General features: G+C 72.1%; 27 protein-coding genes and 3 pseudogenes. 17 read left to right on the top strand and 13 right to left on the bottom strand.

Annotated features, from left to right (window positions below; all coding sequences use genetic code 11):
* Positions 1-68: 68 nt before the first annotated feature.
* Complete coding sequence (locus H7827_RS19030) at positions 69-566, top strand: hypothetical protein (protein ID WP_432746674.1); 498 nt, start codon at positions 69-71, stop codon at positions 564-566.
* Here H7827_RS19030 and H7827_RS19025 read toward each other — a convergent pair.
* From H7827_RS19025 to H7827_RS19015, 3 genes are all read right to left on the bottom strand, one after another.
* Positions 556-1,152, bottom strand: coding sequence for a Uma2 family endonuclease (locus tag H7827_RS19025; protein WP_432746673.1), 597 nt, complete (start codon positions 1,150-1,152; stop codon positions 556-558). The genes H7827_RS19030 and H7827_RS19025 overlap by 11 nt on opposite strands.
* 93 nt (positions 1,153-1,245) lie before the next feature.
* Positions 1,246-1,866: a TetR/AcrR family transcriptional regulator C-terminal domain-containing protein gene (locus H7827_RS19020; protein ID WP_432746672.1), complete on the bottom strand. Its 621-nt coding sequence runs from the start codon at positions 1,864-1,866 to the stop codon at positions 1,246-1,248.
* Positions 1,867-1,933: 67 nt separating this feature from the next.
* Positions 1,934-4,531, bottom strand: coding sequence for an ABC transporter permease (locus tag H7827_RS19015; RefSeq protein WP_432746671.1), 2,598 nt, complete (start codon positions 4,529-4,531; stop codon positions 1,934-1,936).
* Positions 4,532-4,766: 235 nt separating this feature from the next.
* Here H7827_RS19015 and H7827_RS19010 point away from each other — a divergent pair, with 235 nt between their 5' ends.
* From H7827_RS19010 to H7827_RS18995, 4 genes are all read left to right on the top strand, one after another.
* Positions 4,767-5,894, top strand: coding sequence for an acyltransferase family protein (locus H7827_RS19010; protein WP_432746670.1), 1,128 nt, complete (start codon positions 4,767-4,769; stop codon positions 5,892-5,894).
* 64 nt (positions 5,895-5,958) lie between these two features.
* A complete protein-coding gene (locus H7827_RS19005) occupies positions 5,959-7,284 on the top strand; it encodes a DUF6716 putative glycosyltransferase (protein WP_432746669.1) in 1,326 nt (441 codons plus the stop codon).
* A 124-nt stretch (positions 7,285-7,408) separates the two neighbouring features.
* Positions 7,409-8,068, top strand: coding sequence for a SurA N-terminal domain-containing protein (locus H7827_RS19000; protein WP_386539266.1), 660 nt, complete (start codon positions 7,409-7,411; stop codon positions 8,066-8,068).
* Complete coding sequence (locus H7827_RS18995) at positions 8,065-9,048, top strand: nucleoside triphosphate pyrophosphohydrolase (RefSeq protein WP_432746668.1); 984 nt, start codon at positions 8,065-8,067, stop codon at positions 9,046-9,048. The genes H7827_RS19000 and H7827_RS18995 overlap by 4 nt, the downstream gene beginning before the upstream one ends.
* A gap of 68 nt (positions 9,049-9,116) precedes the next feature.
* Here the strand turns inward: H7827_RS18995 and H7827_RS18990 are convergent, their stop codons facing one another.
* Together H7827_RS18990 and H7827_RS18985 are read right to left on the bottom strand one after the other, a co-directional pair.
* Positions 9,117-9,620 (bottom strand): SUKH-3 domain-containing protein, encoded by a 504-nt coding sequence (locus tag H7827_RS18990; RefSeq protein ID WP_432748004.1) that lies wholly within the window; start codon positions 9,618-9,620, stop codon positions 9,117-9,119.
* Positions 9,621-9,695: 75 nt separating this feature from the next.
* Positions 9,696-10,103: pseudogene (locus H7827_RS18985) on the bottom strand (YwqJ-related putative deaminase); the annotation flags it as partial.
* 163 nt (positions 10,104-10,266) lie between these two features.
* Here H7827_RS18985 and H7827_RS18980 point away from each other — a divergent pair.
* From H7827_RS18980 to H7827_RS18950, 7 genes are all read left to right on the top strand, one after another.
* Entirely contained in the window at positions 10,267-11,241 is a 975-nt protein-coding gene (locus tag H7827_RS18980; protein WP_432746667.1) for an HNH endonuclease, read from the top strand.
* Positions 11,242-11,248: 7 nt separating this feature from the next.
* Positions 11,249-13,762, top strand: coding sequence for an SUKH-4 family immunity protein (locus H7827_RS18975; protein WP_432746666.1), 2,514 nt, complete (start codon positions 11,249-11,251; stop codon positions 13,760-13,762).
* A 131-nt stretch (positions 13,763-13,893) separates the two neighbouring features.
* Positions 13,894-15,360, top strand: a complete 1,467-nt coding sequence (gene glmU, locus H7827_RS18970; protein WP_432746665.1) for a bifunctional UDP-N-acetylglucosamine diphosphorylase/glucosamine-1-phosphate N-acetyltransferase GlmU — start codon at positions 13,894-13,896, stop codon at positions 15,358-15,360.
* A 132-nt stretch (positions 15,361-15,492) separates the two neighbouring features.
* A complete protein-coding gene (locus tag H7827_RS18965) occupies positions 15,493-16,470 on the top strand; it encodes a ribose-phosphate diphosphokinase (RefSeq protein WP_030735832.1) in 978 nt (325 codons plus the stop codon).
* Positions 16,471-16,644: 174 nt separating this feature from the next.
* Positions 16,645-17,229: a 50S ribosomal protein L25/general stress protein Ctc gene (locus H7827_RS18960; RefSeq protein WP_432746664.1), complete on the top strand. Its 585-nt coding sequence runs from the start codon at positions 16,645-16,647 to the stop codon at positions 17,227-17,229.
* Between the two features lie 60 nt (positions 17,230-17,289).
* On the top strand, positions 17,290-17,877 hold the full coding sequence (gene pth, locus H7827_RS18955) for an aminoacyl-tRNA hydrolase (protein ID WP_030735837.1): 588 nt from the start codon (positions 17,290-17,292) through the stop codon (positions 17,875-17,877).
* 44 nt (positions 17,878-17,921) lie between these two features.
* Positions 17,922-18,404 carry a hypothetical protein gene (locus tag H7827_RS18950; RefSeq protein WP_432746663.1) on the top strand — a complete coding sequence of 161 codons (483 nt, stop codon included), beginning with the start codon at positions 17,922-17,924 and terminating at the stop codon, positions 18,402-18,404.
* Positions 18,405-18,414: 10 nt separating this feature from the next.
* Here the strand turns inward: H7827_RS18950 and H7827_RS18945 are convergent, their stop codons facing one another.
* A complete protein-coding gene (locus H7827_RS18945) occupies positions 18,415-19,359 on the bottom strand; it encodes a DMT family transporter (protein ID WP_432746662.1) in 945 nt (314 codons plus the stop codon).
* 82 nt (positions 19,360-19,441) lie between these two features.
* Between H7827_RS18945 and H7827_RS18940 the strand changes: the two genes are divergently transcribed.
* The 3 genes from H7827_RS18940 to H7827_RS18930 all read left to right on the top strand — a co-directional run bounded on the left by H7827_RS18940 (position 19,442) and on the right by H7827_RS18930 (position 20,758).
* Positions 19,442-19,759: a hypothetical protein gene (locus H7827_RS18940; protein ID WP_432746661.1), complete on the top strand. Its 318-nt coding sequence runs from the start codon at positions 19,442-19,444 to the stop codon at positions 19,757-19,759.
* Positions 19,760-19,764: 5 nt separating this feature from the next.
* Positions 19,765-19,986, top strand: coding sequence for a FitA-like ribbon-helix-helix domain-containing protein (locus tag H7827_RS18935; RefSeq protein ID WP_432748003.1), 222 nt, complete (start codon positions 19,765-19,767; stop codon positions 19,984-19,986).
* A 70-nt stretch (positions 19,987-20,056) separates the two neighbouring features.
* Positions 20,057-20,758 carry a hypothetical protein gene (locus H7827_RS18930; protein WP_432746660.1) on the top strand — a complete coding sequence of 234 codons (702 nt, stop codon included), beginning with the start codon at positions 20,057-20,059 and terminating at the stop codon, positions 20,756-20,758.
* A gap of 56 nt (positions 20,759-20,814) precedes the next feature.
* On the opposite strand, the gene H7827_RS18925 is transcribed toward H7827_RS18930, so the two are convergent.
* The 4 genes from H7827_RS18925 to H7827_RS18910 form a co-directional block, all read right to left on the bottom strand.
* Complete coding sequence (locus H7827_RS18925; protein WP_432746659.1) at positions 20,815-21,357, bottom strand: HAD domain-containing protein; 543 nt, start codon at positions 21,355-21,357, stop codon at positions 20,815-20,817.
* A 28-nt stretch (positions 21,358-21,385) separates the two neighbouring features.
* The gene (locus tag H7827_RS18920; RefSeq protein WP_386539245.1) at positions 21,386-21,733 is read right to left on the bottom strand and encodes a class I SAM-dependent methyltransferase; all 348 of its coding nucleotides are present in this window, start codon (positions 21,731-21,733) and stop codon (positions 21,386-21,388) included.
* Positions 21,734-21,816: 83 nt separating this feature from the next.
* Positions 21,817-22,710, bottom strand: a complete 894-nt coding sequence (locus H7827_RS18915) for an aminoglycoside phosphotransferase family protein (RefSeq protein ID WP_432746658.1) — start codon at positions 22,708-22,710, stop codon at positions 21,817-21,819.
* 21 nt (positions 22,711-22,731) lie between these two features.
* Positions 22,732-23,487, bottom strand: a complete 756-nt coding sequence (locus H7827_RS18910; RefSeq protein WP_432746657.1) for a hypothetical protein — start codon at positions 23,485-23,487, stop codon at positions 22,732-22,734.
* Between the two features lie 154 nt (positions 23,488-23,641).
* Between H7827_RS18910 and H7827_RS18905 the strand changes: the two genes are divergently transcribed.
* A complete protein-coding gene (locus H7827_RS18905) occupies positions 23,642-24,379 on the top strand; it encodes a helix-turn-helix domain-containing protein (protein WP_432746656.1) in 738 nt (245 codons plus the stop codon).
* Positions 24,372-25,516 (top strand): annotated as a pseudogene (locus H7827_RS18900) (dihydrofolate reductase family protein). Before H7827_RS18905 ends, H7827_RS18900 begins: the two are co-directional and overlap by 8 nt.
* On the opposite strand, the gene H7827_RS18895 reads toward H7827_RS18900, so the two are convergent.
* The 3 genes and pseudogenes from H7827_RS18895 to H7827_RS18885 all read right to left on the bottom strand — a co-directional run.
* The gene (locus H7827_RS18895) at positions 25,482-25,676 is read right to left on the bottom strand and encodes a DUF397 domain-containing protein (RefSeq protein WP_432746655.1); all 195 of its coding nucleotides are present in this window, start codon (positions 25,674-25,676) and stop codon (positions 25,482-25,484) included. The pseudogene H7827_RS18900 and the gene H7827_RS18895 sit on opposite strands and share 35 nt — an antisense overlap.
* 24 nt (positions 25,677-25,700) lie before the next feature.
* On the bottom strand, positions 25,701-25,889 hold the full coding sequence (locus H7827_RS18890) for a DUF397 domain-containing protein (RefSeq protein WP_364242739.1): 189 nt from the start codon (positions 25,887-25,889) through the stop codon (positions 25,701-25,703).
* Positions 25,890-25,891: 2 nt separating this feature from the next.
* Positions 25,892-26,359: pseudogene (locus tag H7827_RS18885) on the bottom strand (DUF5753 domain-containing protein); the annotation flags it as partial.
* Between the last annotated feature and the right edge of the window lie 48 nt (positions 26,360-26,407).

Below are 26,407 nucleotides of genomic sequence, written 5' to 3'. Positions count from 1 at the left end.
GTAGAAGGGGCGGGGACGGGGAACGAACCCTGTGGGTCGTTTCACGTTCGGAACTACGGGGTGGTCGTGTGTACAGGCAGCCGGGCACGTATGCGCGCACGCGCCGCCGCAGACCGGGGCGCCCGCCCGCCTTCGGCACCCTGGCGGCGATCGCCCTGGGCATCACGCTGACCGCGTTCGCCGGCCAGTGGTACCTGGACCGCGCGGTGAACCATGTGGCGGGCGGCTGGCGGGAGAGCTCCTGCGAGGAGGCGTACACGGCGGCCGGCTTCGAGCCGCCGCAGGAGGTCGCGGACGCCCGCTGCGCGCGCCGGGCGGCGGACTTCGCGGCGGTCTTCACGGTGCGGGGCCCGGATTTCGAGGACTGGCTGACCGAGCAGCACGGCCTGGACACGGCGGCCCTGCACCACCCGCCGACCGCGCCGGAGAGCTCGGCGGACCACACCCTTCAGTGGTCCCCGCCCGACCACGCCCCGGCGCTGACCCGTTCGCAGTCGGGCCTGAGCGTGACGGCCTACGGCACCCCGGAGGGCGACACGCGGGTGCGCTGGCTGTTCAGCGCTTGAGGAGCAGATCCGCTTCGATCTCGATCTTCGCTCCGATGGACTCGGGGAGCACGAGCGACTCCCCCGGCCGGTACACGGACCGGGTGCGGTACTCGCCACCCACCGGGTCGGTGAGCACGAGGACCCTGCCGTGCTTGCGGTCGCCGATCACGTAGACGGGCACCTGGGCCTCGGCGTACGCCGCGCGCTTTCGCTCCAGGTCGTCGCGCCAGTTGGAGGAGGTGATCTCGACGACCATCCGGAAGACGGACGGCCGGTAGCAGTTGTGGCCGACGAGGTGGTCCTGGTAGTCGTCGTCCACCACCGCCAGGTCGGGAGCCGCGTGGTCCTCCCGGCCGGTGGGCAGCCAGAGCCCGATGGCCTGGGTGACCCGGGTCTCACCACCGTGCAACGAGGCCAGCGCCAGCGTCAGGCCGGTCAGCGAGGAGCCGTGGGGCCCGTCCACGGGGGGATTCACGACGAGCTGCCCTTCGAGGATTTCCGAACGGTAGCCGGGCAGCAGCTCGTTGGTCAGCTCGGCCAGATCCATGAGGGTCTTGGGGCGCGTCACCACGAGCTGGTCCGTGCGCTCGGGGGCAACCGTCATGTCGTCCTCCCGCCGGACTCGTCTGCCATGTCGCCTCGCTCCATCATGAAATCCGCCGGTGCGACCCGAATCGATTCTGCTACGCGGGACACGTCAACGGGGTGCGGCGCTCAGGCCCGCCAGGAGGAGGTCCAGGCCGGCGTGGAATTCCTCCGCCGCCGGGACCCGGGCGGCCTCGGTCGCGGTGCGGGACAGCAGCGGGTAGGCCTCGGGCGGCAGGTCGGCCAGGGCGGTGGTGGCCTCGCCGGAGAGCGGGGCCAGGTGTTCGTTCTGCAGGGCGCCGGTCAGGTAGGCGAGCAGGGCGCGCAGGGCCAGGGCGCGGCGGCGCGGGGTGAAGCCGGCGGAGGTGAGGACGCGCAGGACCGCCTCCGACCACAGCTGGACGGCGGCGGAGGTGTGCCGGTGGCTGACCGTCAGCGGGACCACCCCGGGGTGTGCGGCGACCGCCGCGCGTACCCGGTCCAGGAGTTGGGCGAGCTGCCGCTGCCAGGGTTCGCCGGGCGGGGGCGCGGTGTGGACGGTGCCGAGCACCAGGTCCACCACCTGCCGTTCCAGGGCCTGGCGGTCCGGGACGTAGCGGTACAGGGACATGGTGGCGATGCCCAGTTCGGTGGCCACCGCGCGCATGGACAGGCCGGGGAGGCCGTCGCGGTCGATGACGGTGAGCGCCGCGGTGGCGAGCTGGTGCGGGGTCAGGGAGCGGGGACGGGGCACGGCCGAAAAGCGTACACCATACGCTCACGACCGGCCCCGACGCACCCCGACCCCGTACCCCGGCCGGCTACTCGGTGGCGACGGCGGTCAGGATGTTCATGCGCCCGGCCCGGAACGCCGGGGCCAGCGCCGCCACCAGGCCGACCAGCGCCGCGCCCGCGAACACCGCCGTGATCACCGGCCACGGGATCTCCAGCACCGGCATCCCCTCCAGCGCCATCAGCCGCTGCGCCGCGGCGCCCCACGCCAGCCCGAGCCCGGTCCCCAGCAGCGCGCCGAACAGCGCGATCACCACCGACTCCAGCCGGATCATCCGCCGCAGCTGCCGCCGGGAGAGCCCGATCGCCCGCATGAGCCCGATCTCCCGGGTGCGCTCCACCACCGCGAGCGCCAGGGTGTTCACCACGCCCAGCACCGCCACGATGACGGCGAGCGCCAGCAGTCCGTACACCATGTTCAGCAACTGCCCGATCTGCGCGCGGATCTGCTTCTTCAGCTCGTACTGGTCGAGCAGTTCCATCTGCGGGTACGGCTCCAGCGCCGTCTCCAGCGCCGTGCGGGCCTCGTCCGCCCGCCCGTCCTGCGCCGTGACGAACAGCATCAGCGGCAGCGGCAGCGCCTCGTCCGGTACATGGGCCCGCGCGGTCTCCAGCGAGAGGGCCCAGGTGCCGCCCTCCAGGGTGGACTTCTCGGTGATCGCGCGCACGGTGAGCACGGCGCTCGCGCCCCGCTCGAAGGCCACGGTCAGTTCGTCACCGACGCCGATCCCGAGCTCGGCCGCCGCGTCCGCGTCGACGGCGATGCCGTCGGGCTCGTACGCCCGTTCCAGGTCGCCGGCGACCGTGCCCACCGTCAGGTCCGTCAGCATGCTGGGCTGCGCGGCGGACAGCTGCCGCTCCGTCACCCGCCCGTCGGCCGTGGTGATCTCGGCGGACAGCATCCGGTACTCGGTGACGGAGGCGAGCGGGCCGCCGTCGCTCTCGCGCACGCCCGCCACGGCGGCGCCCACGTCCGGCAGCACCGGGCCGAAGTCGACCGGGCTGACCATGAAGTCGGCACCCACCGACCGGTCGATCTCGTCCGTCGCCGAGGACACCATCGAGGCGCCCACCACCGACAGCGCCGACACCAGCGCCAATCCGATCATCAGCGCGGAGGCGGTGGCCCCGGTACGGCGGGGGTTGCGCAGCGCGTTCCGCTCCGCCAGCCGTCCCACCGGGCCGAAGACCCGCAGCAGCAGGACGCCCAGCACCCGTACCACCAGGCCGACCAGCGCCGGGGCCACCAGGATCAGGCCGAGCAGGCTCAGCACGATGCCCAGCGCCAGATACCCCCAGCCCTGCGAGGCGGCCTCCACCGTGGCGGTGGCGGCCAGCAGCCCGAGCCCGCCCAGCGCCAGCACGCCGCCCACCGCGGCCCGCACCCGGCCGGCCCGGACGTCCCCCGGGGTGCCGGCCTCCCGCAGCGCCGCCATCGGCGTGATCTTCCCGGCCCGGCGGGCGGGGATGTACGCGGCCAGCAGCGTCACCACCGTGCCCAGCACCACCCCGCTCACCGGCACCGACCATCCGATGGTCAGATCGTCGGTGCTGAGGTTCATGCCGAACTCCCGCAGCACCACCATCAGCCCCACCGCCAGGCCGATCCCCGCCCCGAACCCCAGCACCGAACCGATCAGCCCCAGCAGCAGCGCCTCGATCAGCACCGAGCGGTTGACCTGCCCCCGCCCCGAGCCGATCGCCCGCAGCAGCCCGATCTCCCGGGTGCGCTGCGCCACCAGCATCGAGAACGTGTTGACGATGAGGAAGACCCCGACCAGCAGCGCGATCCCGGCGAAGCCCAGCAGCACGTACTGGACCACCGACATCACCTCGCCGATGGCGTCCTTGCTGTCGTCCGCGTACTCCTGTGCCGTGCGCAGCCGGTAGTCCTCCGCGCCGACCGCCGCCGCCACCGCGTCCCGCAGCTCCTCGTCCGTACGGGACCCGTCCCCGTCGACGTACAGCTCGGTGTACGCGTCCTCGCCGCCCAGCAGCACCTGCCGCGCCACCGGCCCCTCGAAGTACAGGACCGTCGCGCCCGGGTTGGTGACCGTGAACGCCGCGATGCCGCTGATCCGCACCGGGAAGTCGCCGAAGGCGGTCAGCACCCGCAGCGGATCGCCCACCGCCAGGCCCTTCTTGCCCGCCGTGTCGGCGTCCACCATGATCTCGTCCGGCCCGCGCGGCGGCGCCCCCTCCCGCACCTCCATCGAACGCAGTTCCACCTCGGACCAGGCGCTCGCGATGGTCGGCGCGCCCGTCGTCGGCCCGATGTTCTCGTTCGCCGCGTCCACGACGACCACCAGCGGCGAGGAGACCGTGCCGGTGACCCGCTCCACCCCCGGAACGGCCGCCACCTCCGCCGCCAGCGCGGCGGGCACCGTGTCCGGCTTGCCGACCGCCGAGGGAACGTCGAAACCCCCACCGCCCGGCCGCTCCACCGGACCGACCATCACATCGGAGGCGGTGCGGGCGAACAGCTTGTCGAAGGTGGTCGTCATGGTCCCGGTGAACACCAGCGTCCCGCACACGAACGCCACCGACAGCAGCACCGCCATCCCCGACAGCGCCATCCGGCCCTTGTGGGCCATGAAGTTGCGCACCGATGTCCTGAGCACCGTCATGCCCCGCCCTCCCCCGTCCTCACAACCCTTGGTCCCGCTCCGCACCTCAGGCTAGAAGCCCCGCCCGCACCCGTCGTCGCCCTGCGGAACGACCTCGCCGGCCCGCCACCTAGGGGCTTCCCCCGACCGGTGCGTCCCGTTCATCCCCCCGTTCCCCGCCGTGCATCCAACGACGCCCCCGCCCCGCTAGCCTCCCCCGGCCCCCTCCCGCCGTCCCGTCACCCGAGGTCACCCCATGCGCCTGCCCATCCCCCGGCAGCGGTCCCGCGCCCGCCGAGCCAGCCGCGACCCGCACTGGGACAACATCCGGTACTTCTCGGGTGTCCTCGTGGTCTTCGGGCATGTGATGGACTCCGTCGCGGACCGCGACGGACTGCGCTGGCTGTACATCGCCTCCTGGGCGATGCGGGTCCCCGTGTTCGTCATGGTCGCCGGCTACTTCTCGCGCGCCGACACGCTCACCCCCCGCGAGGCCCGCCGCCTCATCGAGTCCGTCCTCGTGCCCTACCTGGCCATCGGACTCCTCCACAGCCTCCAGCGCCACCACTACGACGGCGGCGAGTGGACCTTCTACACGGCCGAACCCGGCTGGGGGCTGTGGTTCCTGCTCTCCCTGCTGTGCTGGCGCGCCGCCCTGCCCTACCTCGCCCAGCTGCGGTACCCGCTCGCCACCTCCGTGTTCGTGGCGCTGCTGGTGGGCTACATCGCCGACATCGGCGCCTACCTCTCGCTCTCCCGCACCTTCACCTTCCTGCCGTTCTTCCTCCTCGGCTGGCGGCTGCGGCAGGGCTGGTTCCGCGACGCCATGGTGGCCCGCTGGAGCCGGTACGCGGCGCTGGGCGTCATCGCCGCCACCCTCGTCATCGCCTGGGTGGTGCGGCACGAGGTGAAACTCGGCTGGCTGTCCATGAAGGGCCCCTACGGCCAGGGCCACCTGCTGGACGCCCCCTTCGCCTGGGTCACCCGGGCCGGCGCCCTCGCCGTCGGCTTCGTCGTCGCGCTCGCCTTCATCCGTCTCGTCCCCCGCCGCCACCTCCCCGTCATCAGCTACCTCGGCGCCGGCGGCCTGTACATGTACCTGCTGCACCCCCTGATGCTGCGCCCGCTGCTGGAGCGCTACGGCGTCGACTGGGTCGGCCCCTGGCCCGAGCAGGCAGCACTGCTGCTGTTCGCCCTCGCGCTGGCGACCGCGCTGGCCACCCCGCCCGTACGGTGGCTGCTGCGGCCCCTCGTGCAGCCCCGGATCGGGTGGCTGTTCAGGACCGGGACGGCCCCCGCGCCGCGCGACCCGGGGCCCGGCGCCGACAAGGGCGCCACCTCCGGTTCACCTGAACGCCAACTCGACGTCGCGCGGCCGGTGTAGACAGGAACGGCGCCCAGCACGACCGAGGACCTCGCGTCCCATCGAAGGGAAACGTAGAAAAGAGATGGGAAGCGGAACCCCACGCGTCGTCGTCCTCGCCGACTCCGACAGCCGCTGGAAATGGGCGGCGTCGGTCGCCCGCCGGATCGCCCCCGAGCACGCGATCGACGCCCGTTTCCTGGCCGTCGCCACCACCCCCACCGAACGGCAGATCGCCGAGGTGGGCATCGTGCCCGACACCACCGCCGTCGTCAGTTGCGTCGAACTGCTCGAGGATCCGGCCGTGCACACCGCCGACCTGGTGGTGCTGGGCACCACGGGCGGCACGGTGCTCTCCCTCATCCACTCCCTCGGCGTGGCCTGGGAGGGCAGCCCGCACCGCCCGCTGCTCGTCACCGGCTATGTGGGCGTCGTCTACGAGAACCTGGTCGACGGGCTGCTGCTGCGGGTCGGCTCCGACCTGATACTCGCCAACTGCGCCCACGACGCGGAACGCTTCCGCTCCGTCTACCGCAGCATCGGCGCCGACCCCGAGGACATCGTGGAGGCGGGCCTGCCCTTCCTGGGCGGCGACCCGTACGACCCGCCCGCCGTCTTCGGCACCCACGGACGCGACCGGCAGCCCACCGGCGCCCGGCCGTTCACCGTCACCTTCGCCGTCCAGCCCTCCGTACCCGGCACCCGCGCCGCCCGGTTCGGGATGCTGGAGAAGCTGGCCCGGCACGCGCGCCTGCACCCGGACCGCGAGGTCCTCATCAAGCTGCGCAACCGCCCCGGCGAGGCCGTCACCCACACCGAACGCCACTCGTACCAGTCGCTGTACGAGGAACTGCCGAACCCGCCGGCCAACCTCACCCTCGTCTACGGCGACATGGGAGAGGTCCTGGACCGAACGGATCTGCTGGTCACGGTCTCCTCCACCGCCGCCATGGAGTCCATCCACCGCGGCATCCCCACCGCCATCCTCACCGACTACGGGGTGCGCGAGGCCCACGGCAACCACTACTTCATCCACTCCGGGCTGCTCGCCTCCTGGGCCGAACTCGACAAGGGCCTCATCCCCGCCGTCGACCCCGGGTGGGCCGCCAGCCGCGGCGTCGGCCACCAGGACCCGTACGCCGCCGCCCGCGCCCGCATCGCCGAACTGCGTGCCACCGCCCCCGGCACCCGGGCGCCCACCCACCCCTACTACACGCCGCAGAGCGCCGCCGACTACCTGGAGACGCTGCTGTCCCGGCGCGGACTCGGCCTGGACGGCAAGGCACTGCCGCCCAGCCACGACCGCGCCCCCACCGCCGTGCGCCGCCTCATCCGGCGCGGCGCCGGCGGCCTCTACCAGGTCGGCCGCAAGCGCGTCGCCCCGGTGATCCGGCGGCTCGCCAAGGGCTGAACCGTTCCCGGCCGGGGCGGGACCGGGTGGAAAGCCGCGCTGCGCAGGGTAGTCACCACCGTGCGGCCTGCTTAAGATCGATCCGACCCGAACCGGACACCACGCCACCCCGCGGGGAGCCGCAATGAAGCGCCGCACCACTGCCCTGTCCGTCACCGCCGCCGCCCTGCTGGTGGCCGCGCCCCTGCTGACCGGGTGCTCCACCGGCGCCCATCCGGGAGCGGCAGCCGTCGTCGGCGGGGAACGGATCTCCATCTCCCAGGTCCAGGGCCACGTCGAGGCGGTGCGCGCCGCCCAGCGCCAGCAGCCCGACGCCGACGAGCTGATCTCCACCAGCAGCACGCTCACCCGCGAGACCGTCAACTTCCTCGTGTACCTCCAGGTCGTGGACCGCGCCGCCCAGTCCCAGGGCGTGGAGGTCACCCGCCGCCAGGTGCAGGAGGCGCGCGCGGACGCCGAGGCCAACGCGGGCGGCCCCGAGGCGCTGGCGCAGAGCGCCCTCAGCGGGCAGGGCGGCCTGCCGCTGACCTCCGGCCAGATCGACGACGTGCTGCGCAGCAACCTCCAGATCCAGGGCATCGCCGAGGAACTCGGCGTCCTGACGGACCCGCTGGGCGGCGAGAAGGTCGGCGCGCTGCTCGCGGAGACGGCGCAGGAGGTCGGGGTGGACATCAACCCCCGGTACGGCACCTGGGACGCCCAGACCGTCTCCCTGGTGGACCTCCAGGAGCCCTGGCTGCGGACCGCCGACCGTGATCAGCAGGCGGTTACGCTCGACGGGTGACCGACTCCGCCCCGGCCGGCCCCGGCCGTATCGTCCTGCTCACCACCAGCCACCGGGTGGCGCCCGGGCTGCTGTCCTGGCCCGCCTGGCAGCTGCTGCGCGCCGCCGACCGCGTGTACGCGCGGGACGGCGGCCACCCACTGCTGCCCTATCTCCAAGAGGCCGGGGTCACCGTGGCGGGCGCCGCCCCGGGCGGCGCCGGGCTGCTGGAGGAGTGCGCGGGCGGCCGTACGGTCGTGGTGCTGGCGGGCGCGGACGGCGAACGGCGGCTCACCGACGAGCTGGCCGCCCTCGCCGGCTCCGGACGGCACACCATGCCCGCGCTCGAACTGCTGCCCGGCGCGTACGACCTGCCCGGTGCCCGGCTGCTCGACCTGGTGCAGGTGATGGACCGCATCCGCGGCGAGTGCCCCTGGTCCTCCACGCGCGGCCACCGGGACCTGGCGAAGCACGGTCTTGAGGAGATGTACGAGCTGGTCGAGGCGATCGAGGCGGGCGACCGCACCGAGCTGCGCGAGGAGCTCGGCGACGTCCTGCTCCAGGTCGTCTTCCACGCGCGGATCGCGCAGGAGGACGCGGAGGAGCCGTTCGACGTGGACGACGTGGCGGGCGGCCTGGTCGCCAAGCTGGTCCACCGGCACCCGCACATCTTCGGCGACGAGCACGCCGAGACGCCCGAGGACGTACGGAAGCTGTGGCTGCGCACCAAGGCCGAGGAGAAGCGGCGGGAGTCGGTGACCGAGGGCATCCCGCTGAGCCAGCCGGGACTGGCGCTGGCCGCGAAGCTGGCGGGCCGCGCCCGCACGGCCGGCCTCCCGGCCGAACTCCCCGCACCCACCGGCCCCGGGGACTTCGGCGCCCGGCTGCTGGCCCTGGCCGCCGAGGCGGAGGCGGCCGGGGTGGACCCGGAAACCGCGCTGCGCACGACCGCCCGCGCCTTCCGCGACACGATCCGCGCGGCGGAGACCCCCACGTCCTGACGCCCACCCCGGCGGAGCGCCGCCGGGCCCGGGGCCGATCGGCGAAGGGTCGATCAGCGAAGGGTTGATCAGCGGGGGTTGATCAGCCGGCCCGGCTCCGCCCCGCTCAGCAACGTGGTGAGCGCGGTCCGCAGGTCGGGGCCCAGGTACCAGTCGCCGGTGTGGTCCAGGGCGTACATCCGCGCCTCCCGGTCCATCGCCAGCAGCGCCGTTCCGCCGCCCTCCGCGCCCAGCGGGCACAGTTCGGTCCCCAGCGCCTGCCCCAGATCGTTCAGGGTGCGCGCCCAGTGCAGCCCGCGCAGCGGGTCGATGACGACCGACCCGGGCGCGTACCGGCGCCCCGGTCCCATCGGGTGCAGCCGCAGGCCGCCGAACTCCGCCCAGGTCTCGAACGCCGCGGGGAACAGCGCGTGCGGGTGCCCCAGCGGCGAGCGGTGCCCGCTGAGCGTGTCGGCCCAGCGTTCCGCCTGCTCGATCATGCGGCGGCCCGGCTGCCATCCCGCGTAGCCCAGCGCCTGGTCCAGGTCGAAGCCGTGGCCGGGACCGCCGCCGGCGCGGGCCTCCTCCGGCATCCGCAGGGTCAGGGTGGGTCCGGTGAGGTCCGCCCCCGGCGCTCCCTCGCTGACGCTCTCCACCCCGAAGTGCGCCAGCAGCGCCGCGCACGAGCGGCAGTGCGGCGCGTACGTGCCGTGCTGCGGGTCGCCGTCCTCCCTGATGTGCCGGGTGGTGATCACCGCGCCGCGCAGCAGCCGGGCGTCGCCGCCCTGGCTCAGGTGCCGGGAGATGAGCGCCACCTCGGGGCAGCGTCCGGCGTGCCGTTCGCGGTCGGCCGGGCCCAGTGCGTTCAGTAACTCCCGTACCAGCGGGTGCAGCCGCGGGGCGTCCTGGGCCGAGCGGAGCACGGCCGCGCCCTTGAGGGGGTGTTCGCGTCCCGGCAGGGACAGCGCGGCGGCGGTGGTGGGCAGGATGCCGTCGCGCCGGTGCCGCAGCACGGGGACGACCGGCCCGGCGTCCGCCTGGCCGTCCTGACCCTCAAGATCCAGCGTCACCGGCATCCTCGTGCTTTCTCCCCCGGGCCTCCCCACAATGCCGATCAGCTTGCCACAAGCCGTTGTCACGACCGGTTAAGCAGCCCTGGGACGGTGCCCATGACACATGGACCTCGTAGGCTGTCGGGCAACAGCGTGACCGCGCAGGAGCAGCAGGGGGCCAAACGCCATGACGACAGGTCGGCTCGGGCAGCATGCCGCGCCACCGAACGGGGCCTATGCGGGACAGCTGGTGCAGTTCCCCGACCCGGTACGGGCGGCCCGTTTCCCGCAGGGCGTCCGGGTGGACGCGGAGGGATTCCCGGATTTCTCCCCGTTCGCGAGAGCGGCGGCCGAGATCGCCGAGCCCCCCGAGGGCTTCGGCATCGACGAGCTGCGGCTGACCGACTACGTGTCGGCCAACGCCGCGCTGCACGCCGCCGGTCACGAACTGTGGGCCGATCTGCCGCCGGTGGCCACGCCGCACGGCTGGACCTGGCACCACGTGGCCCGCTCCCGCCGCCTCGAACTCATACCCGTCGAGGTCAAGGCGCTGCTGCGGCACCACGCCGGTCTGGCGACCACCGCGGTGGACCAGGACAAGCGCGGTACCCGCCCGCTCCAGGACCCGAAGCCGGTGCATTTCGCCGCCCCGTACTCGGTGGCGGTGGAGGAGGACCGGCTGCGCGCGGCCGAGGAAAAGCTGGGGTACCCGCTGCCGGGCGCCTACCGCTCCTTCCTCAAGGCGGCCGGTGGCTGCGCCCCGGTGGGCCTGGCGCTCGACGCCGAGCTGGGGCTGCTGATCGACCAGCCGTTCTTCACCCTCAGGGAGGAGGCGGCGGTCAACGATCTCGTCTACATCAACAAATGTCTGCGTGATCATCTGACGAAGGATTATCTCGGGGTCGCCTTCGTGCACGGCGGGATCATCGCCGTGAAGGTCAAGGGCGAGGACATCGGTTCGGTGTGGCTGTGCGCCTACGACGACGCCCGCGACCGTGACGGGCTGACCGTCCAGGAGCGGGTGGAGACCCTGCTGCTGCCGTGCGGGGCCGACTTCGACGCGTTCTTGCTGCGGCTGGCGGGCAGCCCGCCCGAGCTGGAGACGGTGGCCGATCTGATGGTGGACGGCGGCTTCGCCCGCGCCGTCCCGGTGGAGGGGTGAGGCGGCGATGGTGACCTTCGCACAGGCGCAGGAGCGCGCCGACCGCTGGGTGAACGGCTCAGCCACCGGGGAACGCAGCCGCGAGGTGCGGGTGCGCGAGTTCGATCTGGGTTTCGTGGCCTGGGCCGAGGACTGCGGCGGGAAGCTGGTGATCGCCCGGGACAGCGGCGAGTCGACGCTGTGGCCCGCGCTGCCGGTGAGCGAGGTGATACGGCGGTACGAGGAGACGTACGGTGCGGCCCTCGCCGCCGCCCCGGCCGCCGAGCCGCAGGGCCGGATGGACCTGGAGGCGACGTCGTTCCTGCTGACGCCGCCGGACTGGCTCCAGGAGGCGGCGGACCGGGCCGCGGCGGCCGCCGACGGGGCTGACGCCGCCGAGGACGCGGGGGCGGACAGCGGCTCGCTCTCTCCGTCCGCACCGGACGCGCGGCCCGCGGCCGACCCCGACCCGTGGGCCGGCACCGACACGACGGGGGCCGCTTCCGGCTCCGGCGGGTGGGCTGAGGGGGACGACGCCACGGGGCAGCACGGCTCCGAGGCGGACGGCACCGAGCCGGCACCCGCGGCCGACCCCGACCCGTGGGCGGGCACCGACACGGCCGGGGAGCCCCCGGCCGCCGACGCGGGCGCGGCGTCAGGACCGGAGCCGCAGGCCGATCCGTGGGCCGGCACCGACACCGCGGGGCCGCCCTCGGCCGGCGGCTCGGTGTGGGACGCCACCGACACCTCGGGCAGCGGCACGGACATCCCGTCCGTGGCTCCGCCCGCCACCGTCTTCTCGCCGCCGGTCGTGCTGGACCGCGAGCCGCCCGCCGGACTCGGCAGGGACGACCGGAGCGCCCCCGGGTCCGCGCCGGCCTCCGAGGCCCGTACCTCCGTGCTGCCGCAGGGCAGCGCGCTGCCCAAGACCCAGCTGCACGACGCCCTGCCCCCGGCGGGTTCGGCCCAGCCGCCCCAGCTGCCGCCGGTGCCGCCGGCGCCCGCACTGCCGGGCGGTACGGGCGGCGGCGCCGCCGATCTGGCGTCCGCCGACACCGCCAAGGCGGCCATGGCGCCCACCGCCCCGCAGGGCGGCCCGCCGCCGGCCCCCTCCCGGCCGGGTGCCTCCGTGCCCCCGCCGCCGCCCCCCGCGCCGGCCCTGCCGGGTGCGGCGAACGGCGGCGACGACGCCTACGTCCCCACCCAGCAGGTCAGCCCGGAGGAGATCGCCGCGCTGAAGGCGGCGGCCTCCCGGCCCACCGCGCCCAGCCCCTCCCAGGCGCCGCCCGGCCCGCCGAGCGGCCCGGGGGTCCCCGGCGGTCCCGGCGGCAATGTGCACGCCGCCGCCACGATGCTCTCCCCCGCCCCCGGCACTCCCGGTGCCGGTGACACCGGCGGCGTCCCGTTCCCGCCGCCGGCCCCGGCCGGCCCGGGCCACGGCACCCCGCCGCCGCCACCGCCCGGCCCCGCGATCCAGGCGCCGGGCGGCCCCGGCACGCCGCCGCCCCTGGGGCAGCACGCGCCGCCGTCCCAGGGCCAGGGGTACGGCTTTCCGCCGCCCGGCATGCCCACGGTGGGCTCCGGGTACATGGCGGTACTGCGCTACCGCGCGCCCGACGGCTCCGAGCAGCAGCTGATCCGCCGTTCCGCGCCGGGCATGCCGCACCCGGAGTGGCAGCTGCTGCACGAACTGCACGCCATGAACGTGCCGCCGCAGCAGGTCCTCGAACTCCACACCGAGCTGCAGTCGTGCGAGCTGCCCGGCGGCTACTGCGCCCGGATGATCCGCGAGAACTGGCCGCAGGTGCGCATCACCCACACCGCCGCGTACGGCCACGACCACACCTCGCGGCAGGCGGGCGTCCGGCATCTGGTGGAGCACCAGGACGAGCTCCAGCAGTTCGCCGACGGGCCGCCGCGCTCCGCCCCCGTGCGGGCCCCGCTGCCGCAGCAGCAGCCGGCCCCGGCGGTGGGTCTGGACGTGATCGGCCAGGAGCTGGCGGACGCGTTCGGTCCGCAGGCGATCTTCCGCTACGACCAGCAGTCGGTCTCCCGGCAGGGGGTGCCCGAGATCGTGGCGCACACCCTGCTGTGGTCGGGGCTGCCGCTGGAGATAGCGCCGATCTTCTGGGCGTACGCGCAGCCGGGCCGGCTCGTGCCCACCCTCGCCGAGGTGGCGGCGGAGCGCGGCATCCAGCCCGCCCCGGACGCCGGTTCGTACCTCGTCATGGGGACGGACTTCGGCAAGCAGCTGTGTGTCCAGTACGGCACGGCCCACATCGTGGCGGTGCCGCTGGAGGCGGGACCGGGCGGGACACCGGTGACGCCGCAGTTCGTGAACGCCTCGCTGCCGCAGTTCGTGCGCTGTCTGGCGCTGCTGGGGCGGATGTGGCGGCTGCGGTACGGGCTGAACCCGGAGCAGGCCGGGCACTGGACGACCGATTTCCAGGCGCAGCTGGCCTCGCTCGACCCGCAGGCGGCGGCCGACCCGGAGAACTGGTGGTCGGTACTGCTGGAGCAGATGTGGGACGGACTGCTGTAAGGGGCGTGGGCGCCCGGCCCGGTGCCCGGGTCCCCCCGTCCGGACGGGGCGGGCGCCCCGCTCGGGGGCCCCGCGGTGACCTTGCGGTTATCCTGCGGGAACCGGCCATCTCCATCGAAGGGCACAGTCACGTGAGCTCCGTTCGCCCGGCAGCCGTCATCGTTCTCGCAGCGGGTGCGGGGACCCGCATGAAATCCGCCACCCCCAAGATGCTGCACGAGATCTGCGGCCGGTCGCTGGTGGGCCATGTGGTGACCGCCGCCGCGGAGCTGGAGCCCGAGCGGCTGGTCGTGGTGGTGGGCCATGCGCGGGAGCAGGTCGCGGCGCATCTGGCGGAGGTCGCGCCGGCCGCGCTGACGGCGGTGCAGGAGAACCCGAACGGCACCGGGCACGCCGTCCGCGCCGCGCTCGCCGAACTGGGCGGGGCCGGTGAGCTGTCCGGCACCGTGCTGGTGACCTGCGGCGACACCCCACTGCTGACGGCGGACACGCTGGCGGAGCTGGCCCGTACGCACGAGGCGGAGGGCAACGCGGTCACGGTGCTGACCGCCGAGGTGCCCGACCCCACCGGTTACGGCCGGATCGTGCGGGACGCGGCGGCCGGTGGCGCGGTGACGGCCATCGTGGAGCAGCGCGACGCGGACGAGGCGCAGCGGGCGATCCGGGAGATCAACTCGGGGGTCTTCGCGTTCGACGCGCGGCTGCTGGGCGAGGCCCTCGCCCAGGTCTCCACGGACAACAGCCAGGGCGAGGAGTATCTGACCGATGTGCTGGGCATCCTGCGCGCGGCCGGCCACAGGGCGGGCGCGTCGCGGGCGGCCGGGCACACGGAGATCGCCGGGATCAACAACCGGGTGCAGCTGGCCGCGGCCCGGCGGCTGCTGAACGACCGGCTGCTGGAGCGGGCGATGCTCGACGGGGTGACGGTGGTGGACCCGGCCACGACGTTCATCGACGCGACGGTGACCTTCGAGCCGGACGCGGTGATCCACCCGGGCACCCAGCTGCTGGGCACCACGCACATCGGGGGCGGTGCGCAGATCGGCCCGAACACGCGGCTCACGCACACCTCGGTGGGCGAGGGCGCCACGGTGAGCAACACGGTGGCGGACAGCGCGCGGATCGGCGACGGGGCGAGCGTGGGCCCGTACGCCTATCTGCGCCCGGGTACGGTGCTGGGCCGCGCGGCGAAGGCGGGCACGTTCGTGGAGATGAAGAACTCCACGGTCGGGGAGTCGACGAAGGTGCCGCATCTGTCGTATGTCGGTGACGCCACGATCGGTGACTTCACCAACATCGGTGCGGCGAGCGTCTTTGTGAACTACGACGGGGAGTCGAAGCACCACACCACGATCGGCTCTTACTGCAAGACCGGCTCGGACAATATGTTTGTGGCGCCCGTCACGGTCGGGGACGGTTCTTATACGGCGGCGGGTTCCGTCATCACCAAGGATGTGCCGCCGGGTTCACTGGCGGTGGCGCGTGGTCAGCAGCGGAATGTGGAGGGCTGGGTGGCCCGTAAGCGCCCGGATTCCCCGGCGGCGCGGGCGGCCGAGGCGGCCTCCGCGGCGCGGGAGCACAAGCCCTCCGAGAACTGATCCGCAGGTCGGGTCCCTCCCTCCGCTGTCCGAAGGGCGAACCGCGCCAAGCGGCGGCGAAGGGCGGGAAGTACCGTAGAGGTGCCCCGAACGGGCCGATACGCGCAGAAGCGGACTCCAAGGAGACACACTGTGACCGGGATCAAGACGACCGGCGAGAAGAAAATGATGCTCTTCACCGGCCGCGCCCACCCAGAGTTGGCGAAGGAGGTCGCCGCCGAATTGGGCGTGGGACTGGTCCCGACGACGGCCAGGGAATTCGCGAACGGCGAGATCTATGTACGTTTTCAGGAGTCGGTGCGCGGCGCCGACTGTTTTCTGATCCAGAGCCACACGGCGCCGATCAATACGTGGATCATGGAACAGCTGATCATGATCGATGCGCTCAAACGTGCTTCCGCGCGCAGTATCTCCGTGATCATTCCGTTCTACGGCTACGCCCGGCAGGACAAGAAGCACCGCGGCCGTGAGCCCATCTCGGCCCGGCTGATGGCGGATCTGCTCAAGACGGCCGGCGCCAACCGGATCATCACCATGGACCTGCACGCCGACCAGGTGCAGGGCTATTTCGACGGCCCCGTCGACCACCTCTTCGCGCTGCCGGTGCTCACCAGCTACATCGGGGGCCGGGTCGACCGCGCCAAGCTGACCGTGGTCTCCCCGGACGCCGGGCGGGTCCGGGTCGCGGACCGGTGGGCGGACAAGCTGGGCGCCCCGCTGGCGATCGTGCACAAGCGGCGCGACCCGGACGTGGCGAACCAGGTGACCGTGCACGAGGTCGTGGGTGATGTGAACGGCCGGGTGTGTGTCCTGGTCGACGACATGATCGACACCGGCGGCACCATCTGCGCGGCGGCGGACGCCCTGTTCGCCAACGGTGCGGAGGACGTCATCGTGGCGGCCACCCACGGTGTGCTGTCGGGTCCGGCGGCCGACCGGCTGAAGAACTCCAAGGTCTCGGAGTTCATCTTCACCAACTCGCTGCCCACTCCCAGCGAGGTGGAACTCGACAAGATCACCGTGCTGTCGATGGCCCCGACCATCGCCCGCGCGGTGCGCGAGGTCTTCGAGGACGGCTCGGTGACCAGCCTCTTCGAGGGCGACGCGTAACCGGATTCGGGCAGGGCCTTCCTCGCCGGGTACACTGCCCGGGTTGCTCGGCGAGGGAGGTCCCCCAGCGGGGGGCGTCCGTTATCGACGCGCTCGTGTTCCACGCAGCAGGTCCCACCAGGGCCGGGTGACATGTGCCGTATCCATACCACCCGAGCCTGAGGGAGAACCACCATGGCTGATGTGAAGATCGCCGCCGAGGTCCGCGAGGAGTTCGGCAAGGGCGCGTCGCGCCGTATCCGCCGCGAGGACAAGGTCCCGGCCGTCATCTACGGTCACGGCGGCGACCCCGTGCACGTCACCCTGCCGGGCCACGCCACCATGCTGGCGCTGAAGAACTCCAACGTCCTGATCACCCTGGACATCGCCGGCCGCGAAGAGCTGGTCATCCCCAAGGCCGTCCAGCGTGACGCGCTCAAGGGCTTCCTCGTCCACCTCGACCTGCTGGTCGTGAAGAAGGGCGAGAAGGTCAACGTCGAGGTGCAGCTCCTCACCGAGGGCGACCTGGCGCCGGGCGCCGGCCTGCTGGAGCACGTGCTGTCCGCGCTGCCCGTCGAGGCCGAGGCCACCGACATCCCGCAGTCCCTCACCGTCTCCGTGCAGGGCCTGAACACCGGCGACTCGGTGCTGGCGAAGGACGTGCCGCTGCCCAAGGGCACCACCCTGGCGATCGACGGCGACGACATCGTCGTGCAGGTCGTGCAGCCGCAGGCCGAGGAGCCGGCCGCGGGTGCCGAGGGCGAAGAGTCCGCCGCCTGACACCGTAGGCACACGGAGTGAGCCCGGGCCGGTGACGGCGGGGATGGAAGGATGCGGGGCATGAGTGAAAGCACCTCTCCCGCTCCGTCCCCCTGGCTGATCGCCGGCCTGGGCAATCCCGGTCCGCAGTACGCGGGCAACCGCCACAACGTCGGCTTCATGGTGGCCGACCTGCTGGCCGACCGGATCGGCGCCCGCTTCAAGGCGCACAAGTCCCGGGCGATGGTGGCGGAGGGGCGTCTCGCCGGCCACCGGGTGGTGCTGGCCAAGCCGATGACGTACATGAACGTCTCCGGCGGCCCCACCGGCGCGCTGAGCGCCTTCTACAAGATCCCCGCCGAGCACGTCATCGCCATCCACGACGAACTCGACATCGACTACGGGGTGCTGCGCCTCAAGCGGGGCGGTGGCGACAACGGCCACAACGGGCTGAAGTCGCTGACCGCGACCCTGGGCCGCGACTACTACCGGGTGCGCTTCGGGGTGGGCCGCCCGCCGGGGCGGATGGATGTCGCGGCGTTCGTACTCAAGGACTTCTCCAGTACCGAACGCAAGGAACTTGACTACTTCGTGGACCGGGCCGCCGACGCCGTGGAATCCCTGATCACGGACGGTCTGGAGCGGGCGCAGGGCGCGTACAACGGCTGACCGGGGGTTGACCCGGCGCAGGGCGTTGGCCAAGGATCTGCGCCATGCCCGTCCGACGCGACCGACTGCGGCGAGCAGGGGAGAGCGCGTTCGGCGCGCTCCTGCTCACCCGGATGATCCTGATGACGCTGCTGGCCCTGCTGATGGTCACCGGTGGCGCCTGGAGCTCCTGGGACACCGCGCGGGACGCGCTGCGGTCAGCGGAGGGGGCGGCGGGCCCGCTGACGCTCGCAGCGTGCGACCGGGAGCGCTGCACGGGAACGTTCGGCCCCTCGGGTGAGACCGTTGCCCTGTACCAGCGGATCGGCCGGGAGCCGGGCGAGACGCTGGAGGTGGCGCTGCGCCCCGGGACGGCGGAGGTGGTCCGCACCGGGGCGCCGGGGGTGCTGTACGCCTGCCTGCCGCTGGCCGGTTCGCTGCTGCTGGCCGGGATCGTGATCGGCGGCGGTCTGCGGATGTACCGCACCGCGTGGGCCACGGCGGGGGCGGGCATCGCGCTGCTGGCGGCGGCGTTCGCCCTGTGGTGAACCGGGCGGGTCAGCCGGCGTGTTCCCGCACCACGGCCGGCTCCGGTACGGCCGGACCGGTACGCGCCCGGGGCCGGTACCGGGAGACGGCGACCCCGGCCAGGCACAGCGCGCCGCCCGCGAGGCCGACCACGCCGGGCACCTCACCCAGCAGCACCCAGGACATCAGCAGCACCAGGGCGGGCACCACGTAGGTGGTGGCGCTCATCCGCCCGGCGGTGGTGCGGGCCAGCGCGTACGCCCAGGTGGTGAAGGCCAGGGCGGTGGGGAGCAGGCCCAGGTAGACCATGTTGAGGGTGGCGGAGACGGGCGCGTCGGCCAGTTCGGACACCAGCGCGCCGCTGAAGGGAAGCGCGGCGACCATGCCGACCAGGGCGCTGAAGGTGACCACCTGGAGCGGCCCCGCGTACCCGAGCGCGGGCTTCTGCAGCACCACCCCGGCCGCGTACGTCACCGCCGCCAGCAGGCACAGCAGCACACCGGTGGTGGACGCGTCGCCCTGGCCGGACATGCCCAGGCCCACGACCACGGCCCCGGCGAAGGAGATACCCATACCGAGCAGCAGCGTGCGCGGCAGCCCTTCCCCCAGCATCCGGCCGCCGATGAGCGCGACCAGCAGCGGCGCGATGTTGACCAGCATGGCGGCGGTGCCCGCGTCCACCTGCTGCTCGCCCCAGTTGAGGGCGACGTTGTAGACGCCGAACCACAGGAAGCCGGAGGCCGCGATCCACGGCCAGGCGGCCCGCGGGGGCCATCCCACCCGGCGCACCAGGCACACCGCCCCCAGCGCCAGCACGGCGAAGAGCAGCCGGCCCAGGGTCAGCGCGCCGGGCGAATAGGCCTCCCCGGCGCTGCGGATGGAGACGAAGGCCGAGGCCCACAACACGACGGTGACCCCCGCCGCGACCGGCGCCAGCCACTTCTCACGCCCACTGTCAGGTGCATCGCTGCTCATGCTGCTGACAGTAACCGCATCGGGCCACGCACTCAACGCCTTTCGTGCTGCGAAGCGCGACATCCGCCGTAGTGTGGATGCCATGCCCGCCACCTACGACAGCGTGCCCTTCAGCGAACTGGTGCGCGGCGGCAATGTGGCGATACTCCGCGATGTTCTGCCCGACGCACTGCCCTGGAGCACCTTCCTCCCGGAGCGAGACCTCGACAGCTTCATCGGTGAGCTGGTCTCGACCGCCCAAGGTGCGGCAGCCCTGGACCATCCGAATCCCCTGGCCCCGCTCCTCAGCCAATGGCGCCACAGCGCGGAGATCTACGCCGACCCGGCCCTGCACGCGGCCATCACCCAGGAGCCCGAAGGCGACCTGGGTCCCGCACCCGCGCCGGAGGCCACCGAGTGACCCCGATGCGAGGCGACCGCGCCGCTCCCCCGCCGGTCGCGGGCGAGTACGACCTGCGGTTCGGGCCATCACTTCAGGCCCACGTACCGCAGTTGCCGGAGAGGGAAGCCGCCGACCTCACCCTCGAAGAGGCCGCGGCCGAGGCGGGCGGCATCGCCGCACGTTCCAGCGTCACCGCCGACGACGTGCGACGGGTCATCGCCGAGACTCGCGAAGCCCGTCAATGACTGTCCTGGACAATCCGCCCCGACCGCTGTTGACCGTCGCATGGCCCGGCGCTCGGTAGGGTGCGGGATCGTGGTGATCGATGAGAACCGACTGGCCGCGCTGCACAACGAGGCCGTGACCGGAAACCCGGAAGCCGCCCGGGAGTTGGGGCGGCTGCTCTGTCTCCTCCCGGACGAACCGGACGGCGAGGCATGGCCCTTACCCCACTGGCCCGGCGAGCCCTGGCTGCGGGCGGCGCTGACCGCCCGCCCCGACGACGCGTCCGCCGCCGTCCTGCTGGCCGGGGTACTCGCCCAGCAGATCGAACGGCGGTACGTGCTGGGCGACCCCGACGCCGCCATCGCCCGCCGGCAGGGCGAGGCCCTGCACCTGTACCGGGCCGTGCTGCGCACCGACCCCCACCACCCCACCGCCCGCGCCGGACTTGAGGTGCTGCGCCGCCCGGCCACCGCGCTCACCAGCGACGACACCTACAGCTACTACCGGCTCGACGCCGCCTTCCCCGACGGCGCGCACACCGCCCGCCTGATCACCGCGGACCCGCACGAACTGCGCTGGGCTGCCCGCCCCTTGCTGACCGCGGACGCGGCACTCTCCCTCACCCTCCACACCCCCGCTGACAAGCCGCACACCCTCCAGCTCCCCGGGGGGCTGCTCCCCGCCGACCTGCCGGAGCTCCCCGGCCCGGCCCTACCTCCCGGCCACCCCGTACGGCTCACCCTGGACGGATCCGAGGTCATCGCGTACTACGGCTACGGGCCGATTCTTTAGCCCCGACAGTTCACTGCCACCACGTGTGGGTGCTGGACAACTGATACGGACTACCTTCAGGCTGAGTGGCTCGCCGGCCCGGCAGCGGTGACGGTAGCGGCCCAGGACTTGATCGTCAGCAGATGGCCGGCCTGGAGACCAAGGCGGTGTTCGGGCTGGACAAGGAGTGTGGGCCGACCGCTGGTTGTTCGGGCGACGGCCCACGTGTGGTCGCTGGTAGTGAAGTCGTCGTCGATCCAGGCAAGGGGAGCATCGGCGGCGTGCCGGGCGAGGTAGTCGCGCTTCCACAGGTAGCCGCCAGGGTGGCTGGTCGTCAACGGCAGCCGGGGCAATGGGACATGGGGCCAGGCCGGGAATCCGAGGAGGGGCGCGATGAGGCGCGAGGCGTCGGAGCGCCAGCTGGTGCACCACACGGGCGCGAGTCCGGTGTCCGCGAGCAGGTCCTGGATCTGCGAGCCGTGGCGAGGGTTGAGCCAGATCGTCACAGGTGTGTCGTAGCCCGTGGGCGTTACATGGTGAATGGTGTGCGTGCTGGGGGTATTGCCGTGGTCGTCCGGTCCGGGGATGAGTACTCCGTCGATGTCGAGGTACAGAAGCATCCGGTTCTCCTTTGAGGAGGCCTTTGAGTCAGCGCCGGGTCCACAGGGTCACGTGGTCGTGGCGGTCGTCCGCGCGCAGGCTGGCCAAGAGCCGGCCGCCGGGCCGCAGCGCAGTGGTGACGGCGATGAACAGCGGGCGAGGGTCCGTGAAGGAGAAGGCTCCGAAGATGGAAAGACACACATCCACGGTGCCGGGCGGCAGGCGGTGCAGGTGGGCGGCGGCGTCAGCCTGGACGAAGGAAAGCCGGGGAAGGTACCCGTACAGGACGCGGGCACGGTGGATCTTCGCGGGGTCGTGATCGATGCCGATACAGCGGGCACCATGAGTAGTGAGATGGGCGAGGTTGTGGCCGCTGCCGCAGCCGAGTTCGACCACAAGGGCCCCGATCAGATCGCCCAGGATGGAGGCGTCTGGGCCGGCTCCTGGCCGCCTGGTGAGTTCCAGACGGCCGGGCGGGGTCAGGCTTGCAGCAGTCCGGCGGCGTCCACGAGGTGGCGGGTGATGACGTTCAGCCATGTATCTTCGGCTCCTTCTGCCCAGCCCATCTCCATCTGCTGGGTGAACCATTCGGCCACCCAGACGCGGTGCCAGCCCAGGGCCCAGGCTGCGGCTTCCAAGCCGCCTCGGTCGGACAGGGTCTCCTCCGGGCCACCTGCTTCGACGTAGGCGGTGAGGAAGTCGCGGGTGCGGTCGGGATCGGGGTGGGTGATGGTGCCGTGCCAGGAAGCCAGGTCCAGCAGGCCGGGACCGGCGAAGGCCCGTGCGAGGTCCAGCACCCGCAGCCCGGTCGTTCCGATGTGCACGGAGGTGGGGTGGAACTCGGAGTGCACCAGGCCGAACGGCGGCAGTTCAGCTCCGGCAACACGGACCGGGGCGGTCTGCCGCAAGGCCGCCCCGGCCGCACGAGCATGCTCGGGGCCGCCGTGACGGGCGAGGCGGCGGACGATCTTCTCCGGCAGCGCGGCCAGTTGCGATTCGCCCAGGCGAGCCAGGCCGGGGGCGATGGTGACGCGGTGGATCCGCACCGCCGCCGCAGCACCGTCCTGGTCATCGGCTTCGCGAACGGGCTCACCGAGGTCGTCGATCAGCATCCCCAGCAGCGGCCCGTCGTGCCGGGCGGCATGGACGGCCGGCACCGGCAGCCCGGCAGCGGCGGCCACGCCAAGTGCGTGATCTTCTCGGTGGAAGGGTGCCTCGGCGTATTTGAGCACCACGGACGTGCCGCCCGGGAACGTGAGGCGTTCCACGCCGGAGCGTGCCCACACCCGAATCGGCCGCCGGTCGGGGCCCGCGGGCAGGCCGGCATCGTCCAGGAGGAGGGGGAGCATGGCCGTCACGTCCGTGGTGTCCATGGGTTCACTTCTCTTCGTCGGTCAGTTTTCGGTCGGGGCGCTGATGCGACAGGCGTACACCGCTGCCAGCCATGCGTCGCGGAAGGACCGCAGATCGGTGCGGAATGTCTCCACGGACGCGCCGTACGGGAGGCAGGCGCCGCCGGACTGGTCGGGCACGGACTGGCAGCCGTGCACGAGCCGACCGCCGAGCGCGGTGTGGGCCTTGATGGATTCCACGCGGCGCGACTCGTTGAACCACGTGCTGTGGTATACCTCGTCAATCATGCCGCCCGTCGCCCCGTCCAGATCGAAGACGACAGAGGTGGCGGCGGGGAAGAACCAGCACGGGCCGACGTTGGAGATGGTCCCGTCAGGCTCGACCTTGTTCAGCGCCATGAGTGTTGCGGCTTCCCGGAGCATCCGCAGTTCACCCGGTCCGATCTGTTCCAGACCGCCGACCGGGAGCAGTTCGTCGCGGAAGAGGTAGGAGTACACCTCGAAGGCGATGGCGAGTACCTCGGTGGCGTCGGCAGTGGTGCGACCGTGGGTGCGGATGAACTCCAGAGCGGTCTGCTCCAGGGCGGTGTCCGACGTCTCCTCCGTGCCCAGGAGCTGGTCGCGGACCAGCTCCCAGTCGCAGACCAACCAGGAGGCGGAGTCGAAGCGGAAGAAGTACTGGGCCGGGTCGATGGTGATGTACCGGCCGCTCACGGTGATGCCCGGCAGGCGGGACCAGCGGACGTCGAACGCTTGGGGCAGTTCGACGCCGATAACGGGTGGGGTGGTTGTGGTCATGTGCGCGACCTCCTTGAAGGCCCTGGCAGCCGGCGGGTTGCCGGATGCGCTGCATCAAGGAGACCTGGACAACATGCCCCATGCCAGGGCGAAATCGGGGTATCGATGAGGCATCCAGGTGGCTCTTGGCCCGCTGGTCTGGGGAGTTGATGCGATGGCCGCAAGACGAGACCGCTTTGCACGCCACCGCCAGGCGGTCGGGCTGACGCAGGAGGCGCTGGCCGGCCTGCTGGGCGTCGACCGTTCGACGATCGTGCGCTGGGAAAGCGGCCGGGCTACGCCGCAACCGTGGATGCGCCCACGTCTCGCCCGTGCCCTCCGGGTGAACGCGGAGGCGCTGGACTCTCTGCTCACGACCGGAGGGGACCCGGATCGACCCGGCCCTCCCCGTCCGCTGTTCCGGATAGCGATCTGTGGAAGCCGGGCAGCCGGTTGTGATCCCACCCTGCTCGATGAGAGCGTTCGTTCCTTGGCCGGGCTGGTCACGGCACACGGCTGCCAGGTTCAGCACGGACCGTTGGGTATCGGTATCGAAGTGATGACCTACATCGCCGATCACTACCGGCCTCAGGAATTCGTGCGCGCGATTGGCCTGTTCGGCCACGGCAACGTCGTGCGCCGCGTGAACTACGTGATTGTGGCGGGAGGAGGACAGGGCACTGAGGAGGAGATCCGTCTCGCCCGGTCACTTCGGGTGCCGGTGTTGCCCATCCCTCCCACCGGCGGCGCCGCGCGGCGCTTCCACGCGGCGGCTGAGCAGGATCGCGGCCTGCGACCGTGGATCACTGATGAGCAGCTCACCCGTCTGAACAGGTGCTCAGGCGTGGAAGACTACGTGCGCTTCATCGAGACCATGCTGTCCACCACCACCCCGGAGTTGCCTCATGGCTGATCTTCCGTACGTGCTGCTGTCCTGCGCGGCTTCCGTCGACGGCTACATCGATGACGCGAGCGAGGAGCGCCTGCTCCTGTCGAATGATGAGGACTTCGACCGGGTTGATGATGTACGAGCCACCTGTGACGCCATCCTGGTGGGCGCGAACACCATCCGCCGGGACAACCCGCGCCTGCTGGTGCGGTCCGAAGCCCGGAGCAGGGCGCGCGTCGCGGCGGGCCGGAGCGAAAGTCCGGTGAAGGTGACCATCAGCGGCACCGGCGACCTCAGCCCGGAGGCCAAGTTCTTCACGACAGGCGCGATGGACAAGCTTGTCTATTGTGACGGTGGAAGTGTGCACAAGGCCGCGGACCGGCTGGCCGATGTCGCCACCGTCCTGAACGGTGGGCAACCACTTGAGCTGAAACGGGTACTGGCCGATCTCGCGGAGCGCGGGGTGAGGCGTCTGATGGTGGAAGGCGGCAGCACCCTGCATACCCAGTTCCTCCGGGCGGGTCTCGCCGACGAACTCCACCTGGTGATCGCGCCGTTCCTCGTCGGCGATCCGGCGGCCCCCCGCTTTGCCGGCCCCGGGCCCTTCCCGCAGAATGCAGGAAACCGCATGCGATTGGCCGAGACACGGCAGATCGGTGACTGCGTGCTGCTGCGCTACCTGCCGGGGGAAGGCGCGCGCTCATGAAGGAGCCCGGTCACGAACGGTGGATGCGCGAGGCCATCGCCCTGTCCCGCCAATGCCCGGTCTCACGGACCTTCTCGGTCGGGGCCGTCATCGTCGGGGTCGACGGGGCCGTACTCTCCACCGGCTTCTCCCGCGAGGGCTCGCCCGACAACCATGCCGAGGAAGCGGCCCTGGCCAAGCTTGCGCCGGACGATCCCCGGCTGGCCACGGCCACCCTCTACAGTTCGCTGGAACCATGCAGCACTCGCGCGTCCCGCCCGGTGTCCTGCACCCAGCACATCCTGCGGGCCGGCGTTGGCACCGTCGTCTTCGCGTGGCGGGAACCGCTGCTGTTCGCGGACTGCGACGGAGCGGAGACGCTTGCCGCCGCTGGGGTACGGGTCGTCGAACTATCCGCCCTGGCTGACGAGGTACGAGCCGTCAACGCCCATGTGCTGGCAGATCCCCCCGCCTGACAGCGGCCAGAAACCCGGCCGCCCGCCCAGGCGTCGCCACCAGTTCAACGGCGGGTTCGGCGCTCTCGCGAAGACGGACATCCACACCATCGGCAGACGCTTGGAGGCAGGCGTTTCCTTCACCGCGGAATGAAGACGGCTGCCACGTGTGGGCTTGCATGACACCTCACCCTCTGGACTCGAGTTATCGCCCAAGCTTCCCGCCCTTGATAGCGGCAAGCAAGGCGGCCACCCGGACATCCGGGCCGACCAACACCTCAGTTGGCCGATCGCTTTCGCGGAGACGGATCGCGCCACCGTCGGTTGCGGAGAGACCGATGCAGCTGTTTCCCTCTTGGCAGTAGGAAGAGATCTGCCAGTCCTCGGCGCCCATGCTCAAGTCCTCCCCAGACTCATCTCGATGTCCTGGATGAAGGAACGCGACTCCTCCGGATCGAGGGCCACGGCCCGCATACGCTCCCAGAGAGCACGGTACTTCTCCAGTTGCGCCTCAGCATCGATGAACACCGTACCGTGGGACTGGTCCAGTTGAACCGTGTCAAGCTGGGGCACCGGCCCCACCGCGTAGAACAGCGACTGTCCCGAACCGGGGAACGCCCCGGCATCGAAGGGGATGACGTGGATACGGATGTGATCCCGTTCCGTCAGCTCCATCAGGTGCCTGAGCTGGTTCCGCGTCACCTCGACCCCGCCGAACTTCATCCGCAGCGCTGCCTCGTGCAGGATCGCGGTCAGGGGAGCCGGTGTATCCCGGTACAGCACGGCCTGCCGTCTGATGCGGAAGGACACCCGGGCTTCCAGATCGTGCGGCAGCAGGGGCGGAAACCCCTGGGCGAACAGCGCTCGGGCGTGTTCCGTTTCTCTTCACCCGGTTCCTGGGCGGCGAGGGCA

The sequence above is a fragment of the Streptomyces sp. JH002 genome, assembly GCF_050916115.1.
Lineage (GTDB): Bacteria > Actinomycetota > Actinomycetes > Streptomycetales > Streptomycetaceae > Streptomyces > Streptomyces xiamenensis.
Note: the sequence above shows the minus strand (reverse complement) of the source record. Positions and strands in the feature narration are given on the sequence as shown.

Bases quoted from the DNA above. Each gene is read 5' to 3' on its own strand.
- H7827_RS18975 (WP_432746666.1), top strand. From the start codon at position 11,249: ATGGTGACCTTCGCACAGGCGCAGGAGCGCGCCGACCGCTGGGTGAAC.
- H7827_RS19010 (WP_432746670.1), top strand. From the start codon at position 4,767: ATGCGCCTGCCCATCCCCCGGCAGCGGTCCCGCGCCCGCCGAGCCAGC.
- H7827_RS18950 (WP_432746663.1), top strand. From the start codon at position 17,922: ATGCCCGTCCGACGCGACCGACTGCGGCGAGCAGGGGAGAGCGCGTTC.
- H7827_RS18915 (WP_432746658.1), bottom strand. From the start codon at position 22,710: ATGGACACCACGGACGTGACGGCCATGCTCCCCCTCCTCCTGGACGAT.
- H7827_RS18990 (WP_432748004.1), bottom strand. From the start codon at position 9,620: ATGCCGGAGGAGGCCCGCGCCGGCGGCGGTCCCGGCCACGGCTTCGAC.
- H7827_RS18910 (WP_432746657.1), bottom strand. From the start codon at position 23,487: ATGACCACAACCACCCCACCCGTTATCGGCGTCGAACTGCCCCAAGCG.
- pth (WP_030735837.1), top strand. From the start codon at position 17,290: ATGAGTGAAAGCACCTCTCCCGCTCCGTCCCCCTGGCTGATCGCCGGC.
- H7827_RS19025 (WP_432746673.1), bottom strand. From the start codon at position 1,152: ATGACGGTTGCCCCCGAGCGCACGGACCAGCTCGTGGTGACGCGCCCC.
- H7827_RS19005 (WP_432746669.1), top strand. From the start codon at position 5,959: ATGGGAAGCGGAACCCCACGCGTCGTCGTCCTCGCCGACTCCGACAGC.
- H7827_RS18945 (WP_432746662.1), bottom strand. From the start codon at position 19,359: ATGAGCAGCGATGCACCTGACAGTGGGCGTGAGAAGTGGCTGGCGCCG.
- H7827_RS18925 (WP_432746659.1), bottom strand. From the start codon at position 21,357: ATGCTTCTGTACCTCGACATCGACGGAGTACTCATCCCCGGACCGGAC.
- H7827_RS18890 (WP_364242739.1), bottom strand. From the start codon at position 25,889: ATGGGCGCCGAGGACTGGCAGATCTCTTCCTACTGCCAAGAGGGAAAC.
- H7827_RS18935 (WP_432748003.1), top strand. From the start codon at position 19,765: ATGCGAGGCGACCGCGCCGCTCCCCCGCCGGTCGCGGGCGAGTACGAC.
- H7827_RS18895 (WP_432746655.1), bottom strand. From the start codon at position 25,676: ATGCAAGCCCACACGTGGCAGCCGTCTTCATTCCGCGGTGAAGGAAAC.
- H7827_RS19015 (WP_432746671.1), bottom strand. From the start codon at position 4,531: ATGACGGTGCTCAGGACATCGGTGCGCAACTTCATGGCCCACAAGGGC.
- H7827_RS18905 (WP_432746656.1), top strand. From the start codon at position 23,642: ATGGCCGCAAGACGAGACCGCTTTGCACGCCACCGCCAGGCGGTCGGG.
- H7827_RS18980 (WP_432746667.1), top strand. From the start codon at position 10,267: ATGACGACAGGTCGGCTCGGGCAGCATGCCGCGCCACCGAACGGGGCC.
- H7827_RS18960 (WP_432746664.1), top strand. From the start codon at position 16,645: ATGGCTGATGTGAAGATCGCCGCCGAGGTCCGCGAGGAGTTCGGCAAG.
- H7827_RS18940 (WP_432746661.1), top strand. From the start codon at position 19,442: ATGCCCGCCACCTACGACAGCGTGCCCTTCAGCGAACTGGTGCGCGGC.
- H7827_RS19000 (WP_386539266.1), top strand. From the start codon at position 7,409: ATGAAGCGCCGCACCACTGCCCTGTCCGTCACCGCCGCCGCCCTGCTG.